The following is a 15,362-nucleotide window of genomic DNA, read 5'->3' as shown; positions in this document are numbered from 1 at the left end:
TTCTCCCCCCACTCTCGCCGGTTGTAGATCGATCTCTCTGTCTGTTTTTACCTAACTATCAACAAAGCAACATATTTTTTTGGTGAACTATTTCCTTTATGGCTACGTTTAAATGGTCTGTTTCAGGAGGAAAGTGTGCAATGGATAACCAACTCATCAAAGCAACACGTACGCTGTGGTTGACCGGAGACAGAGCGGATCTCAAACGTCAGGAGCTAAAAGATGCCTTTAACTACACCTGGCGTCTGTACGAATCCCTTTTTGAAGTAATCAACAATGAAGCGGCTTACTACAGTAAACCTGAACCTCTACGCCATCCGCTTATTTTTTATTACGGTCACACAGCCGTCTTCTATATCAACAAGTTAAAACTTGGTAAATACATCGATCAACGGATTCATGAACATTTCGAGTCCATGTTTGCCATCGGCGTGGACGAAATGTCCTGGGACGATCTTGATAGCAGGCATTATGACTGGCCGGCGGTTGCTGACGTCAAAGCCTACCGCAAACAAGTCGCGTCGCTGGTAAACCGCTTTATCGACACCATGACGCTCAAGCTGCCCATTACCGCAGACGATCCGGCCTGGGTGATCCTCATGGGGATTGAACATGAGCGAATTCATCTCGAGACTTCATCGGTCATCATTCGTCAGCTTCCTCTCAGTGATGTGAGCCCCCATCCGGACTGGCAACCCTGTCAGGACTACGGGATCCCCGCTGAAAACCAACTGCTGTCTGTCGGTGGCGACACCATTACCCTGGGTAAACCAGAATCCGCCCCGACTTACGGCTGGGACAATGAATATGGCGAGCAGCGCTTTCAGGTCGACGATTTCAAAGCATCAAAATATTTGGTGTCCAATCATGAGTTTATGGTATTTGTCAAAGATGACGGCTACCGTCAGCCCCGTTACTGGAATGACGAAGGCAAAGCCTGGCTGGCCTATACCCAGGCGACCATGCCGCGTTTTTGGCGCTGTCGGAACGGGCAATGGTTACAGCGTAACTTAACAGAGGAAGTGCCCCTGCCGCTGAACTGGCCGGTGGAAGTCAATCAGCTCGAAGCGAAAGCTTTTTGCAACTGGAAAGCTGAACAAAAGCAATCCAGTATCCGCTTACTGACCGAAGCAGAATGGTATGTACTGCGCCAATGTATCGAAGAGGATTCCCCGGCCTGGCAGGAGCCCCCTGGAAATATCGAACTGGCCTGGCACGCTTCCTCCTGCCCGGTTGATCGCTTTGAGCATGGCGGGTTTTACGATATTGTCGGCAATGTCTGGCAATGGACTGAAACTTGTATCGACGGCTTTCAGGGCTTTGCGGTGCACCCGCTCTATGATGACTTCTCAACCCCAACCTTTGATGGCAAGCACAACCTGATCAAAGGCGGCTCCTGGATCTCCACCGGCAACGAGTCGCTCAAATCGTCCCGCTATGCATTTCGTCGTCACTTCTATCAGCACGCTGGCTTCCGTTATGTTGAATCCAGTCAGAACCCGGAAACTATGACGACGCTCAATATCTATGAAACCGACGAGCTAATTTCTCAGTATCTCGAATTTCATTACGGAGACGAGTATTTCTCAGTCCCCAACTTCTGCCTCAATGGCGTAAAGCAGTGCCTGCAGGAAATTCAGCTCACCCATCAGGCCAAAGCACTGGATATCGGCTGCTCGGTCGGTCGTGCTTCCTTTGAGCTTGCCAGACACTTTGAACACGTGGATGCAATTGATTTCTCAGCGCGCTTTATTCAGCAGGCCTACAGCCTGACGGAGCAAGGCGAAAAACGCTACACCATTCGTACTGAAGGGGATTTGGTTGAGTTCAAAAGTATTACTCTGGATGCACTTGGCTATGCTGGTATCGCCAACCGAATCAATTTCGTGCAGGGCGACGCCTGTAATCTCAAACCGCAGTTCAGCGGGTATGATTTAGTCTATGCCTCAAACCTGATTGATCGCCTCAACGATCCGAAACAATTCCTCGCCTCGATCCACCAGCGGATCAACCACGGCGGCTATTTGGTTGTGGCTTCGCCTTATACCTGGCTAGAAGAATATACAGATAAAGCCAAATGGCTCGGCGGAATCAAGGTCAATGGTGAAAACTTCACTACGCTGGACGGCCTGACAGAAACCCTGATCCCACACTTTGAACTGGTTGCAGTCAAAGAGATCCCATTTGTGATCCGCGAAACCAAGCGCAAGTTCCAGCACAGCCTGTCTGAGATGACGATCTGGCGCAAACGCTAATCTTGGCTATGCTGTCACATAATGCTACTGTACTGCCCCCAACGGCAGTACAGAGCATCATTTCGTGAAAACACCTTGTGTCGCAAAATGTAAAAACAACGAAGGCATCTGCAGCGGCTGTTTTCGTACCATGGTCGAAATCACTGAGTGGCGCCATATGGATAACGACAAGCAAGCCCAAACCATTGACGAGATCCGCGGCACACAGTCAACCCACACCTGCACTCAATGCGGTAAACCGGCCTTTTGTGATATCAGTGCGGGCAAGTCCAGCTGCTGGTGCTTTGAGATCAGCCGCAGGGATACCTCCGGTCTCGACACCAAAAGCACCACTTGCCTGTGCCGAGCCTGCCTGTCGCAACTTCCCCTGCGCGACCATTAAAGCACAGCCCGGCTGAATCCAGCTCAGCTGAACGCAGCCCGGCTGAACTCATTACCGGCTCAACTTAATCAATCGGAATATCAGTCGCATAGGATGTCGTATCAGCATTTCTATGTCTGGCTTGAGTTTCTCTTTTCAAACCCTATAATCGACTGGTCTCCCATCACATACTGAACCAAATGCATAAACTTTCTCGTCTGGCTCCAATTATCCTCCTGCTGACGCCGCTGGCATCAGCCGTGCCGGTAAACGTATTGCCGGACAATGAAAAGCTGTGTATGGAAACGGTCAGCCGGCTTCTGGCGCGCCAGCAAGCTATCTTCAGCAACCATCAGGCCGATCCCAATATGCGCCGTTTAGCCGAACGGGCCATTGACACAACTAGGGAAGCATTTGCGGAAAACGAAAGTTACTGCCAGGCCCAGCAAGCACTCCAGGCGTATGAATCCAGTGCAGATAAAGACGACAGCTTCCACCAGCGCCCGGGAGAGGTGAACTACTTCGGACGTGGCAATATTTAAGCTGCTCGCTGTCTTATCAGCGCAACCTGGCGGTCAATCAGATAAGCTATGATTAGCAGATAAGGCTGTATCGGGGAGAAGAACCAATGCCTATCAAACCTTGGCTGTGGACAGGGCTCATCTGTACAGCGGCTTTGTTCGGGTGCGAAGAAGAGGTCACGGCCGGCTTTACCGTCAGTGATCTGCAAGACAGCTGGGTGCTGAGCAAAATTGACGGCAAAGACATCGCGATCACCGAGCCTCGAAACCCGCCGGGCATGCAAATCGATACCAACCTCAAAGTAGCCGGTTTCAGCGGCTGTAATCGCTTCTTCGGCCAGGTCGAGCTCACCGAGAAAAGTAAATTCCGGATCACCGCAATGGGCACCACCAAAATGGCCTGTATCCAGAACGAACTGGCGACGATCGAATCGACCATGACCAAATCGCTGCAAAAGTGGAACAGTATTGCGCTGGAAAATAACATCCTGACGCTGACATCCGAGCAGCATATCCTGACTTTTACCCCGGGTGAGCTCTCCGTACCCGATACGCCACAGTAACCTCCGGGGGCACGGCATGAAACTGAGTAAACGCAAAGCCAGGGTTCTCCATTCTGCCATTGATGCCTGGGAAAAAAGCGCCCAGATCACCCCCGAGCAGGCCCAGCAGCTGCGCCAAAGCTACCAGATCGTGGGCTTTGACTGGCGCCTGTTGGCCGTTTACTCCTTCTGGATTGCGATTTCCAGCCTGATCATTGCCGTCGGTGTGCTGCTCGCTGATGACTACCTGCTTGCCCTGCTCGCACAAATCATCGATACCCCAGCCAGTGTCCTGGCACTGCTCAGCGCAATCATCGCAGCGACTTGCTATATTCTCGGCACGCGGCGACGGGCGCAATACCCCGAAAAGAATATCAGCAATGAGGCGACCTTCTTCTTCGGGGTGTTCATGACCGCGGTAACCGCTGCCTTCCTGAGAGAAACCAGCTGGATTGGCTATCGGTATGATGCCCAGCTCTTATTGCTGCTCACCCTGGTCTACGGTATCCTCGGGATTCGCCTGAGCTCCATTCTGATCTGGCTGTTCGCCCTGATCAGCTTCGGGGCCTGGGAAGTAGTTCAAACCCACGATCTGGCGAGCCCTGAGGGGTATTTCCTCGGCATGAATCAGGCGCTGCGGTTTATTTTCGTCGGGATCGCTGTGCTTATCGTGAGCCAATTTGCCAAGCGACAGGCTCGTTATCAGTACCTGAGCGAGCCCACCCTGTTTGTCGGCCTGCTCTACCTGCTGAGCGCCCTATGGCTGCTGTCGATCTTCGGTAATTACGCTGATGCCACCGTATGGGCGGATATCCCGCAAGTCACCCTGCTACCCTGGTCCATCCTCGCCGGGCTGATCTGCTTAGGCGTGCTCTACATCGGCATTCGGTTTGACAGCCCCCTATGCCGGAGCTTTGGCATCACCTTCCTGCTCATCAATCTCTATACCCGTTTCTTCGAATACTTTTGGGAGTCGATGCATAAAACCATTTTCTTCGCCATTCTTGCCCTCAGTTTTTGGCTACTTGGAACAAAAGCAGAAAAACTCTGGCAGCTCGGGCAGGAGCTTCAGTCGGAAAGTCACAAACACTGACGCCATCGGTATTTATCCGAAAAAATCATCGAATATTCATTGGTTAAATCAATCAGCTTGGTATTATGGACCCTTCATCCGGCCCAAGCCCGATAGGGAGAATTACAATGAAAAAACTGCCACTGATCACTGGCTTACTGGCGGCCGCGCTGCTTTCCGGTTGCTCTGACGATGAAGTGGGCGATGTCAGCCTCGGTCTGTTTACCACCAAAGATATCAAAATCCAGACCTTCAACGATCCGGAAGTTGACGGCGTCACCTGCCATATCAGCCATGTGAAGGCCGACCTCGATTTTGCCGATCCGTCCGACATGGGAATTTCATGCCGCCAGACCGGCCCGATCACCATGCCGATGATGGACAATGTTGACCGCTCCATCAACGGTGAAGTTATTTTCAGAGCTTCGAAAAGTTTCCTCTTCAAGACCCTGAAAATTCGCCGTATCTACGATGAAAAGAGCAAAACCCTGATGTACCTCTCCTACTCCACCAAGGAAACCCAGGGCAGCTACAAACACTCGCTCTCAACAGTCCCGCTGTATGGCTCTGAAGCCTGGACGGCGCTAACTGCCAAAGAACAAGCCGAGCAGTAATACAAGCCAGCCACTGGCTAACCGATACCAAGAAGCGCCTGAAATCAGGCGCTTCTTGGTTAGCTTAACTCGATCCGGCTGGAACCTGCGGCGGCATACCCCGTTGCCTGCTACGGCGCTGCAGCAACCAGGCGATACCGCCATAGACTATCGCTTGCCCCCACAACTGTAACCACAGATGCAAAACCTGATGGAACTCGGCCCCCATCTGGTTTAAGCGCAAAAACGCATTCACCGCCGGCGTGGCCGGGATCAGCTGAACCAGGCTCTGGATCGGCACCGGAATCATCGACGACGGCCAGATAAAGCCAAGCGAAAAAATCAGTGGGATCGAGCTCAAGAGCACGACAACGATCGCCAGCTCACGGCGAGGTAAGAGATGACCGAGGATCATCCCGAAGCCTATCACCGCCAACAAAAACGGCAGCGTCATCGCCAGCAGATCAGAGACCGTCGCCAGACGGCTGATGTGGTAATAGGTAAAACTAAAGCCAAAGTAATACATCACCAACGGCAAATAGATCACCACGAAGATCAGAGCGCGTACCAGTACTAATTGCCAGGCCGGCGCCAGTTGCCAGTAGTTTCGCTGACCCGCCGCCGGCGCTAGCGTCCGCTGGCCACAGCCTAGCAGCGATACCGCGATCAACAACGTCTGGTGCAGGACCAGGACAAAAACTGCCGGGACAATGTAGTCGATGTACCCCATTGCGGGATTAAACACCGGTTGTAGATTCAGGTGGATCGGCGTGTGCTGCTGCGCTGCCAGCGCGATATTCTCACCAGACATCACCATCCGCACCACTTTCGCCTGTGCCCCGAGTGTGTCGGCAGCTTGCGCCAACCCTTCCACCACAGTGCCATAAACCAGAAAGTATGCTGCATCACCAGCAAAAGCCAAAGTCGGTGATTTGCCCAGCAGCAAATCCCGGGCAAAGGATTCGGGGATCACCAATAACCCCTGGACCTGTCCGCGATTCATCATGGCTTTAGCTTCGGCCATCCCGGCGGCACGGTGCGTCAACGCCACCTGGGGCGTCGCATCCACCATTCGCTCCAGCTCGCGGCTGAGCTGGCTCTGATCCAGATTCACCACCGCCACCTGCTGCTCCCGCGGCAGCTGATTGGTATAAGGCAAGGGATAAAGAAACGAGTAAATCAGCACCCCGCCAAACACCGTAAACAAGATCGACGGGTTGGTGAAGATCGCTTTCAGCTCCTGTTGAATCAATTCCCGCCAGCTCATGCTACCCCCTCCTGCCGATTTGAACCTGCGGCCAGCTTCCTGGCCTTCAACACGGCCAGACCAAGCAGCAGCAGGAAGGCAGCCAACGCCAGCAACTGTGGTGTCGCTTCACTCAAGTGCTGACCGTGGTTCACCTGATGCAACTGCACATCCAGGTAGTGGGTCACCGGCAACGCCGAGCGCCAAACCTGCGCCAGCAGCGGCATATCGGTGGCCGGAAACGTCACCCCGACAAACGCAAAGGCCGGCGCAGTAAATCCCGCCGCCAGGCTCATGGCCCGGGTCGTATCCAGGGTCGCCAGATACAGCAAGGCACCAACACCCTGACAGGCCAGCACCGTCAGCAGCTGCGCTCCCCCCAGTACCAGCCAGCTCCCGTGCATCGGCCAGCCCAGTACACCGTACAGCGCAACCAAAAACAGCAAGCCGTGCATCCACAGGATCATGGTGTAAGGCAGCAGTTTTCCGAGTAAGCGCCTGCACGGTGCTGGTTTTAACCAGGTTTGCAACGATTGCTGACGATCATGCGCGGCCAGCACCATGATCGTGGTGATCACCATCAGGATCTGCCACATCGCCGGTACAGCCCCCGCGACCAGAAATTGGCCATAGTGATTGTTGCTGTTATAAAGCGGCGTGATCTGGGTGCGGATCGGCACCGCTTTCCCGAGTGCCTGGCTCAACACCGCATTCCCTTCCGCCAGATTCATCAGTGTATCGAGCTGGGCGTTTAATGTGCCTTGTGCCTGCATCATGGCAGACTTCACCAGCTTGGCGATCAGAATGAACTGGCTGTTATAAAACGTAGTGATCTCCGGCGTATGTCCCAGCAAAGCCTGCTTTTCCAACTGCGGCGCCAACACCACCAGTGCATAAATGTCACCGCTGCGCAAAGCTGCACTGCCCTGCTCAACCGATGGAAAAGCGCGGGCCACCGCCAGTGCCGGGCTGGCATCGTAGTAGCGCACGGCCTGGCGTGACAGCCGGCTCTGATCCAAGTCAACCACCCCGATTGGCAAATCCCGGGCGATCCCGGCGGAAAAGACCGCCCAGACCGACAGAAACAGCAGCGGCGGCACCCAGCTCAGCAGCGCTTTGAGCCAACCGTCGGCGGCCAGCACCTGCCATTCACGACGTAAGCTTTGAGATAAGTGCATCATCATTACTCAACGAGCACGCTCATGCCGACTCGCAATCCATCGATCGGTTTCACCGGGCGCGCTTCAACTTCAAAGGTGCGCATATCAAAGCCCTGCGCCGGATCCGTGGTGCGCCAAGTTGCAAAATCGCCCATCACAGCGACATGGCTGACGGCAAAGGCATATTTCTGATCGCCCAGGGCCGGGATCCGGGCCTCAAACTGCGCGCCGGTGCGATAATCTTTCAGCTTGTCTTCACGAACATGGAACACCGCCCAGGCATCGTTCATGTCCACCACACTCACCACCGGGAACCCCTGCGGTGCCAGCTCGCCGGCATGCAGCAGAATCTCCGCCACCTCGCCGTTGTGCCAGCTTTCAATCTGGGTATCGGCCGCATAGGCTTCGACCTCGGCAACCGCACCGGCTGCCATCCGGGCTTTCTCAGCCGCGGCCCGCTTGGTTTCCACCCGGGCCCCTTCTCTGGCCATTTCATACATTTGATAGGCTGCACGCTCGGTATAGCGGGCCGCCTGCCACTGGGCGTACGCTTCATCGCGTTTTTGCTCGGCCACCACCCCTTCTTGATAGAGGTTATCGACCCGCTGGTAGGTTTTCCCCCGCAGCTCAGCGGCGGCTTTGGCCTTGCGCCAGGTATCTTTCGCCGCTTCAATTTCCTGGCTCCGGGCCCCTTTCTCGGCCTGTTCCGCCATCGCACCGGCGGCTTGCTGACCGGCTTTGGCCTGCTCCAGCTTGGCATCCAGCTCCGGGCTCAGCAGGGTGAAAATCAGATCGCCACGCTGGATCTGATCGCCTTTGCGCACCATGACTTCCTCGATCCGGCCAGCCACTTTCGAAGAGATATTGTATTGCTGGGCTTCAATCTGTCCCTGCATCCGCTCCGGCTGGGGTTGATAAGCCTGCCAGAAGGTATAGCCGAGCCAGCCCACCAACGCCGCAGCCGGGATAATGACGGCAAATGCCTTCGATTTACTCATGATTGAACCTCGACACCCTGAAATTGTTGATATTGATTGAAGCGGTTGATTTCGCCACTAACGGCCAGCAGCCGTGACAGGGAAATTACATACTGATACGCCGCCGCCGAGCGCTGGGTCCGGACACTGGCCAGGTACAGTTCGGCATCGACTACATCAAGCGACGTCGACAGTCCCTGGCTGAACGCTTTCTCCCGCATCCGCAGATTTTCACTCGCCAGAGACAGGCTTGAAGCCAGGCCCTGGTATTCTTCCAGCGCCTGCATCGCTTCGCGATAAGTTTTTTCCACCAGCACCGACAGATCCTGCTCGGCCTGGGCTCTGAGATAATTAATTTGCGTCACCGCACTGTGGGCAGCTTTGACCTTGTCAGAACGACCGGAGCGATCCAGCAACGGAATATTCACCCCGACACCCACCGCCCAGTCCGGTGCGGTTTTGGCAGCCAAAGAGTCATCTTCATGCAGACTGTAATTCCCGTAGAGATACACTTCCGGGTAGTACTTGCCTTTCTCGACATCGATCAGCCCTTTGGCCTGACGGCTTTTGGCATCCAGGATTTTCAAGCCCGGATAATCCGCCAGCGTTTTCTCGATAAAAGCAGTCATCGGCGGCAGCGATTCATTGGTAAACAGTCGCGTGGCAGGCAGCACCGACTCAGTAGATTTGAGCATTTTGGTCAGCGCAACCTGGGCAATTTCCATATCCCGCGCTGCTTTCTGTCGCTCGACTTTGGCCTTGTCATACGACGCTTCGGCCTGCAGACGCTCAACCTTGGCAATCTGCCCTTGCTGCTCCAGCTTCTTGGCATGCTCAAAATGCTTTTGTAGCCCCTGCTCCACATCAATCCGGGTTTGCAGCACATGCTGGGTCATCGCCACGCCGAAATAGAGCTTAGCCAGATCTTCAAACTTGCCCTGCTGCTTCATCGCCAGCAGATAACCGGCTTCGTCGCGCTGCCCTTTGGCGATATCCTGCGCCGCACTGATACGTCCGCCGGTAAAAATCGGCCAAATGGCCCGCAAGGAGCTGGTGAACACATCGCGGTCCGTTAGGCGTGAAGTGAATAGCTGATCGATCTGTGCCGGATTGATCCCGGCCAACTGCGCCAGCCCAGCAATCGCATCACCAGCCGGCATGCTTTCGGTAATATCCGAAGGCTTGATTTCTATCGCCTTATCCAGCCGGGTATAATTAGCACTCGCCGTCACTTGCGGCAGGTACATATCCCGGGCTGCTTCCTGCAGATAACGGGCACGATCAACATTGGCTCGTTCAGCGGCCAGGGCATCATTCTGGCTCACGACCGCTTGCCAGGCATCGCTGAAACTGATCGGGTGTTGTGCAACAGGTGCTGTCACTGGTGGTTCCGGGGCCACAGACGTAGAAGTCATGACTGACGCGCCGGCTGGCACGAATGATGGGGCTGGTGCCGCTGTACTCAACGTCGGCAGTGTCAGCAACACCGCATAACAACCGAGCACCACAATCGGATTTCTTTTCATTCTTATTTCCAACAGGCCGAAAAGGTATTTATCTGGCCGTCAATTCTAGAGCAATTACTCTACAATTCAACCAAACCCGAACATTCATCACGATTTTATCGTGCCAGCGTCATCAGCACGATAAAGCGCATTCCAGAACCGGCAGCCTGCCGTACAAGAAAAAGCCCGGAAGCAAGCTTCCGGGCTCTGGGTTTATCATTTTGAGTGCTCTGACACTTTTGTTATCGATACTTCAGGCAAAGTGCCCGACAGGGACCTAACCAATCTCATCAAACTGACACGGATTCAAGCCTGTGACAGGGTGGGCAACCGTACTCAGTCCAATGTGTCCAACGTTGTAAAATCTAGCGTTGTAAAAACGGTGCCATCGCGGCAAACAACTGGTCGATTTCTGCAGTGGTGTTGTAGTGCATCAGGCCAATTCGGATCACGCCGCCATCGTCCATCACACCCAGCTGCTCACACAGCCCTTGTGCATAGAAATGACCATTCCAGACGCACATATTCTGTTTGCCGAGATGCACCGCCACATCACCCGGCGTCACCCCGTCAATACGGATGGCAAACGTCGGCGTCCGCTCATGCAGGCGCTCCGTCTCAGTGATCCCGTACAGGCGAATGTTTTGGTACTGTGCGACGCAGGCCAGGAAGTGACGGCTCAGCTCGGCTTCGTGCTGCTGATATTGCGCGTAGCTCTGTTGCAGGCGCTGACGCAAACCGGTCCCCGCCTCCCCCCACTGGGCAAGATACTCAACCGCCGCCGTAAAGCCGGCCAGCGCTTCAAAGCTTTGTGTCCCGGTCTCAAAACGACCCGGTCCCTGGTTGGTGGCCGGCTCGACTTTATAAGGGCGCAGGGTATGAAGCCACTGCGGCGCAATATAGGCGATCCCGACATGCGGACCGAAAAACTTGTAGGCTGAGCAGGCCAGAAAATCACAGTCCAGCGCTTGAACATCAACCAGCGCGTGCGGCACGTAATGCACAGCATCAATATATACCTGCGCCCCAACCTGATGTGCGGCCTCAATCACCCGCTGTACATCCACCAGTGAGCCGGTGGTGTTCGAGGCATGCGTCACCGCAACCAGTCGCGTTTTAGGGCTCAGCAACGAGATCAGGTGATCGTAATCCAAAGTACAGTCGACTTCGTTAACCCGCACCTGATGCACCACGGCACCTCTGTCTTCTGCCGCCTGTTGCCAGCTCGAGACGTTGGAGTAATGCTCCAGTGCGGTGACGATAATTTCATCGCCCGCTTGCCAATCGCGACTAATCGCCCGGCTGAGCTGGAACGTCAGCGAGGTCATGTTGGCCCCGAAGACAATATTCTCGGCTGATGGTGCGCCCAGCAGTGCCTGGGCGGCACTACGTGCCTGAGCCACGACATCTACCGTCTTTTCACTGGAGAAGAAAGCACCACCCAGATTTGAATTATAGTGACCCAGATAGTCAGTCATCGCATCCAGCACCGGCGTCGGTACCTGCGATCCTCCCGGACCATCGAAAAAATAGACCGGCTGATCGTTGACCTTCTGGTTCAATGCCGGGAATGCGTCACGAACAGCTTCAGGCGTGAACGGCATGTTTAAGCTCCTTGGCAGTCAGTACAAACAGATCCAGGTATCCCTGTTCATCTTGCTTCACCGCTTTAATCGGGCGAGCGTTGTGCCACAGCTGACTATCATCAAGCAGTGCCACTTCCCCTTCCGCCAGGGCCATGCTCAAAAACGGCAGCTCAGTCTTGTCTTTGTAGACGAGAAACTCGCCACCCTCGATGTTGTGACGACCTATGCCGATCACGGCCAGGTGATCGAATCCGTCCTGGTGAACCCCTTCCGGCGCCACCTGAGTTTCTTCATCAGTCGCTGAAATACGGATCTGGTGGATCTCGATTTCCTGCTCGTCATCCAGTGCGTTGGCTGCTTTAAAGATCTCGCACATTTCGCGCATCCCGTCGCTGCTGACAATTGCGTCTTCCAGCGGCTCGAAGCTGCGGCTGACATTACCCTGAAACGTATTGATATCGTCCGACTGGACAAACGCACGCGGTGGCAAATGTTCCACTTCCCCCTGCTTCAGCTTCACAATTGAGTAGCGACGCAAACGGTACTCGCCATCAGCGTGACCGGTTTTTGGCAGAAAATTGAAAGAGGCTGACAGATCGCTGACGGCCTTACCACTCAGCTGAGTTAGTTGAAGTGTACGTTCGAAAGAAGAATGCATAATCCAGTTCCTTGTGTAAAACACACTAAGTCCATGTCATCAGTGGGACGGTTACATAACACGCCAACTGATTTAACAATTAAGCTACAATCAGGATTAAACAAATCGGGTTCGAAGCCAAGAGCCAACAATTAAAATTTCACAAAACAAGAAAAATAAAGATAGATAAACCACAAGAAAACACAAAACCAGCAATAAACACCAGCAATTGAAATACACAGTCTCAATATCCAGTGATGTATTCTGACATCAAACTTAATGCTTTGATTTAAAAGAAATAATCAGGTCATTTCCAGCGTTTTTCCGAGGTCAACCTGGCAGAATTAAATCCTGTTTGTGATGAAAATCGCAACTTTGTGATTCGATAAATCAAATCAAACCGGAGTAAATAACCATGACAAAAACAGCAGACTCTGCTGTTTTTGTCATCAAGGGATTAGTGGTAGGCCGGACGCTCGACGGCACGATATTCATTGCCGCTTTTCTTGTAAAACGTGTTGTTGACGATCGCATAGGTGACCCCGGCGATCACCGCAAACGTCGCGATCTCCGGCAGGCGGGATTGATGATAATGCTTTTCTTTCACTACCACGACATCACGATGATAGTGGTGCTCATGTCGGTGATAATGGCGATGCTTATGGTGCTTATGCTTATGATGCTTATGTTTATGATGGCGATGCTTATGGTAATGATCGCCATGATGATGCCACTTCGCCTGAACCGTTGCCGGCAATACCACGAGGGTACAGGCGAAAAAACAAGATATGAATGTTTTCATCATGTTATCTTCTGACTGTATTTCTTTGCCGTCAGCATAACGATAAGATGCCCCGGTATGTCAGCTCGACGTAAGCCCTGTGTCAATCTTACATACACAATATGCATCAAACGGCACTCAGCAATTGACCGTTCTACTCACACCAAACAACCAGAAATGAAACTCATGTCACACCCCATTGGCCTCGGCTGCCCGCAGTTTACGATTGCAGCCTATATCGAAAATCGTCCGAACATGTTGAATTATCCGGCACTTACCGAACAGATTCCGCTGGTTGATGGCGAAATCCAAGCCATTAGCCAGGCATGCGGTAATGGCTGGCGTAAAGTGTTTAACGTCTATGCCAAGCTGTTGTATGCGCTGGATACCACCCTGTTCCCGTATGCCCTTACAGCACCGAGCTGGCAGGCCTACCGCGATCAGTTTCTGCTCCAGCAAGGCAGCCACACCGCCCTGCTGTTCAGCCCACCGCAGCTGTCCACGCCGGTTGACAGCAGTACCACCCCGCTCATCCGGCTCATCATGGGCCGCACGTATGCCAAACGGCTGATCACCGAGGGCAAGCTCACCGCAGAAATGCACTGGCTGGACCATGAGTTTGCAATCAATGCCGAGCACCGGGTGATCATCTGCCCCTATTTCGATTATCGCCAGCTCTCGAACATCAAAATTACCCACCTGGCTGAGCTGATGAAACAAATGATGCCGGGCATCGATTCAACTCTAAACGGAGACGAGGCCAGACTCAGAACTAATCCAGGCACATAACCACTCTGGCGTACTTCAACCGGTTGCTCAGAGAGGTTAATCGAGATGTATTATTCTTAAAGCTGTTGCCACAACCCACGACGCCGTCTGCCCGCGCAGGCGGTGTCACAGATTTCCCGGGTGAGGGCGTATGCAGACCGATCTGGCTCCCCTGATCTTCGAGTTGTGTACCATCATCATCAGCGCGGCCATTCTTGGCACGCTGTTTCTCTATGCTCGTCAGCCCATTATCCTGGCCTACATCGCTGCCGGGGTGCTCATTGGTCCTCAGGGGCTGAACCTGCTCCACAATACCGGTAATATCACCCAAATCGGCAATCTCGGCGTGATCCTGCTGCTGTTCTTAATCGGTCTAAACCTCCAGCCGAAAAAGCTGCCGCAACTATTCAAGGAAAGCTCTCTGGTCACCTTAGCTACCTGCGGTTTTTTCTTTCTGGTCACGCTAATCGTCGCCCTGATCTGCCTGTTTCCGTTGGGCGAATCCCTGATCATCGCCGCCGCGATGATGTTTTCCAGTACCGTGATCGGCCTGAAGCTGATCCCCACCACCACCCTGCACCACAAGCGCATGGGGGAAGTGATGACCAGCATTTTGCTGATCCAGGATCTGCTGGCCATCAGCGTGCTGATCTTTCTCAATATCGGGGATGGCAACACGATGCTCATTGCCTTCGGGATGATGCTGCTGAAGTTTGCCGGTCTTTGCCTGCTGGCTTATATCGGGGTTCGCTATATTATTCTGCCGCTGTTCAGCCGGTTTGATGTGATCCAGGAATACAGCTTTGTAATGACGCTGGCCTGGTGTTTCTTTCTCGCCGAGCTGGGGCACCAGGCCGGGTTATCGTATGAAAGCGGGGCATTTGTCGCGGGGGTGTCGATTGCTGTCAGCCGGGTGTCGCAGGTCATATCGATTCACCTGAAACCCTTACGGGAGTTTTTCCTGATCCTGTTCTTTTCAGCCATTGGCGCCCGGATGGATCTGTCCGCGGGCGATCTCCATACTTTACTCGGGGTCGGTTTCGGCATTGCGCTGGTGATGATCAAAGCCTGGGGATTCAACAAAGCCCTATTTCTGGCCAGAGAAAACCCGAGGATGAACCGCGAGCTAGGTGCCCGGCTCAGCCAGGCCAGTGAATTCTCTTTTCTGGTCGCCTATACCGCGACTAATAACGCGATGTTATCTCCGACAGCGACCCTATTTATTCAGACGGCGACCATCACCACCTTCGTGATCTCCACTTACTGGGTAGTCAAACGCTACCCGACCCCAATTTCAATCGACAACCACCTCAGGCAGGACTGAAACAAACCGGCGCGGGACGGCTCAGTTACGACAA

The 15,362-nt window shown here is 53.7% G+C and carries 15 protein-coding genes; 8 read left to right on the top strand and 7 right to left on the bottom strand.

Translation table 11 applies throughout. The features are described from left to right. Nucleotides 1-140: 140 nt before the first annotated feature. The 6 genes from ovoA (at nucleotide 141) to NNL38_RS22205 (ending at nucleotide 5,365) form a co-directional block, all read left to right on the top strand. A complete protein-coding gene (gene ovoA, locus NNL38_RS22230; protein ID WP_255391043.1) occupies nucleotides 141-2,255 on the top strand; it encodes a 5-histidylcysteine sulfoxide synthase in 2,115 nt (704 codons plus the stop codon). A gap of 64 nt (nucleotides 2,256-2,319) precedes the next feature. Continuing rightward, nucleotides 2,320-2,637, top strand: a complete 318-nt coding sequence (locus NNL38_RS22225; RefSeq protein ID WP_255391042.1) for a DUF1289 domain-containing protein — start codon at nucleotides 2,320-2,322, stop codon at nucleotides 2,635-2,637. Between the two features lie 179 nt (nucleotides 2,638-2,816). Further along, a complete protein-coding gene (locus NNL38_RS22220) occupies nucleotides 2,817-3,158 on the top strand; it encodes a hypothetical protein (protein ID WP_255391041.1) in 342 nt (113 codons plus the stop codon). An 86-nt stretch (nucleotides 3,159-3,244) separates the two neighbouring features. Continuing rightward, nucleotides 3,245-3,700, top strand: coding sequence for an META domain-containing protein (locus NNL38_RS22215; protein ID WP_255391040.1), 456 nt, complete (start codon nucleotides 3,245-3,247; stop codon nucleotides 3,698-3,700). A 16-nt stretch (nucleotides 3,701-3,716) separates the two neighbouring features. Further along, nucleotides 3,717-4,772, top strand: a complete 1,056-nt coding sequence (locus tag NNL38_RS22210) for a hypothetical protein (protein WP_255391039.1) — start codon at nucleotides 3,717-3,719, stop codon at nucleotides 4,770-4,772. 107 nt (nucleotides 4,773-4,879) lie between these two features. Next, the gene (locus tag NNL38_RS22205) at nucleotides 4,880-5,365 is read left to right on the top strand and encodes a CreA family protein (protein WP_255391038.1); all 486 of its coding nucleotides are present in this window, start codon (nucleotides 4,880-4,882) and stop codon (nucleotides 5,363-5,365) included. Between the two features lie 64 nt (nucleotides 5,366-5,429). On the opposite strand, the gene NNL38_RS22200 is transcribed toward NNL38_RS22205, so the two are convergent. The 7 genes from NNL38_RS22200 to NNL38_RS22170 form a co-directional block, all read right to left on the bottom strand. Continuing rightward, the gene (locus tag NNL38_RS22200; protein WP_255391037.1) at nucleotides 5,430-6,611 is read right to left on the bottom strand and encodes an ABC transporter permease; all 1,182 of its coding nucleotides are present in this window, start codon (nucleotides 6,609-6,611) and stop codon (nucleotides 5,430-5,432) included. After that, entirely contained in the window at nucleotides 6,608-7,771 is a 1,164-nt protein-coding gene (locus tag NNL38_RS22195) for an ABC transporter permease (protein ID WP_255391036.1), read from the bottom strand. Before NNL38_RS22195 ends, NNL38_RS22200 begins: the two co-directional genes overlap by 4 nt. Nucleotides 7,772-7,773: 2 nt before the next feature. Continuing rightward, nucleotides 7,774-8,748 (bottom strand): HlyD family secretion protein, encoded by a 975-nt coding sequence (locus NNL38_RS22190; protein WP_255391035.1) that lies wholly within the window; start codon nucleotides 8,746-8,748, stop codon nucleotides 7,774-7,776. Continuing rightward, nucleotides 8,745-10,142: a TolC family protein gene (locus tag NNL38_RS22185; RefSeq protein WP_255392310.1), complete on the bottom strand. Its 1,398-nt coding sequence runs from the start codon at nucleotides 10,140-10,142 to the stop codon at nucleotides 8,745-8,747. Before NNL38_RS22185 ends, NNL38_RS22190 begins: the two co-directional genes overlap by 4 nt. A gap of 455 nt (nucleotides 10,143-10,597) precedes the next feature. Then, on the bottom strand, nucleotides 10,598-11,836 hold the full coding sequence (locus NNL38_RS22180) for a cysteine desulfurase-like protein (protein WP_255391034.1): 1,239 nt from the start codon (nucleotides 11,834-11,836) through the stop codon (nucleotides 10,598-10,600). Next, nucleotides 11,820-12,476 carry a 2OG-Fe dioxygenase family protein gene (locus NNL38_RS22175; protein WP_255391033.1) on the bottom strand — a complete coding sequence of 219 codons (657 nt, stop codon included), beginning with the start codon at nucleotides 12,474-12,476 and terminating at the stop codon, nucleotides 11,820-11,822. The genes NNL38_RS22180 and NNL38_RS22175 overlap by 17 nt, the downstream gene beginning before the upstream one ends. Before the next feature lie 436 nt (nucleotides 12,477-12,912). Continuing rightward, on the bottom strand, nucleotides 12,913-13,260 hold the full coding sequence (locus tag NNL38_RS22170) for a hypothetical protein (protein WP_255391032.1): 348 nt from the start codon (nucleotides 13,258-13,260) through the stop codon (nucleotides 12,913-12,915). Between the two features lie 162 nt (nucleotides 13,261-13,422). Here NNL38_RS22170 and NNL38_RS22165 point away from each other — a divergent pair, with 162 nt between their 5' ends. Together NNL38_RS22165 and NNL38_RS22160 are read left to right on the top strand one after the other, a co-directional pair. Further along, complete coding sequence (locus NNL38_RS22165; RefSeq protein WP_255391031.1) at nucleotides 13,423-14,025, top strand: DUF6942 family protein; 603 nt, start codon at nucleotides 13,423-13,425, stop codon at nucleotides 14,023-14,025. A gap of 130 nt (nucleotides 14,026-14,155) precedes the next feature. Further along, nucleotides 14,156-15,328, top strand: a complete 1,173-nt coding sequence (locus NNL38_RS22160; protein ID WP_255391030.1) for a cation:proton antiporter domain-containing protein — start codon at nucleotides 14,156-14,158, stop codon at nucleotides 15,326-15,328. Nucleotides 15,329-15,362 lie beyond the last annotated feature (34 nt).

Origin of the sequence: Photobacterium atrarenae, from assembly GCF_024380015.1 — a bacterium.
GTDB classification, from domain to species: domain Bacteria; phylum Pseudomonadota; class Gammaproteobacteria; order Enterobacterales; family Vibrionaceae; genus Photobacterium; species Photobacterium atrarenae.
The sequence above is the reverse complement of the archived record's forward strand: the minus strand, read 5'-3'. Positions and strand labels throughout refer to the sequence as shown.

Excerpts from the sequence above, each read along its gene's own strand:
- ovoA (WP_255391043.1), top strand. The coding sequence starts at position 141 with ATGGATAACCAACTCATCAAAGCAACACGTACGCTGTGGTTGACCGGA.
- NNL38_RS22160 (WP_255391030.1), top strand. The coding sequence starts at position 14,156 with ATGCAGACCGATCTGGCTCCCCTGATCTTCGAGTTGTGTACCATCATC.
- NNL38_RS22205 (WP_255391038.1), top strand. The coding sequence starts at position 4,880 with ATGAAAAAACTGCCACTGATCACTGGCTTACTGGCGGCCGCGCTGCTT.
- NNL38_RS22185 (WP_255392310.1), bottom strand. The coding sequence starts at position 10,142 with ATGACTTCTACGTCTGTGGCCCCGGAACCACCAGTGACAGCACCTGTT.
- NNL38_RS22175 (WP_255391033.1), bottom strand. The coding sequence starts at position 12,476 with ATGCATTCTTCTTTCGAACGTACACTTCAACTAACTCAGCTGAGTGGT.
- NNL38_RS22180 (WP_255391034.1), bottom strand. The coding sequence starts at position 11,836 with ATGCCGTTCACGCCTGAAGCTGTTCGTGACGCATTCCCGGCATTGAAC.
- NNL38_RS22165 (WP_255391031.1), top strand. The coding sequence starts at position 13,423 with ATGTCACACCCCATTGGCCTCGGCTGCCCGCAGTTTACGATTGCAGCC.
- NNL38_RS22200 (WP_255391037.1), bottom strand. The coding sequence starts at position 6,611 with ATGAGCTGGCGGGAATTGATTCAACAGGAGCTGAAAGCGATCTTCACC.
- NNL38_RS22210 (WP_255391039.1), top strand. The coding sequence starts at position 3,717 with ATGAAACTGAGTAAACGCAAAGCCAGGGTTCTCCATTCTGCCATTGAT.
- NNL38_RS22170 (WP_255391032.1), bottom strand. The coding sequence starts at position 13,260 with ATGATGAAAACATTCATATCTTGTTTTTTCGCCTGTACCCTCGTGGTA.
- NNL38_RS22220 (WP_255391041.1), top strand. The coding sequence starts at position 2,817 with ATGCATAAACTTTCTCGTCTGGCTCCAATTATCCTCCTGCTGACGCCG.
- NNL38_RS22215 (WP_255391040.1), top strand. The coding sequence starts at position 3,245 with ATGCCTATCAAACCTTGGCTGTGGACAGGGCTCATCTGTACAGCGGCT.
- NNL38_RS22190 (WP_255391035.1), bottom strand. The coding sequence starts at position 8,748 with ATGAGTAAATCGAAGGCATTTGCCGTCATTATCCCGGCTGCGGCGTTG.
- NNL38_RS22195 (WP_255391036.1), bottom strand. The coding sequence starts at position 7,771 with ATGATGCACTTATCTCAAAGCTTACGTCGTGAATGGCAGGTGCTGGCC.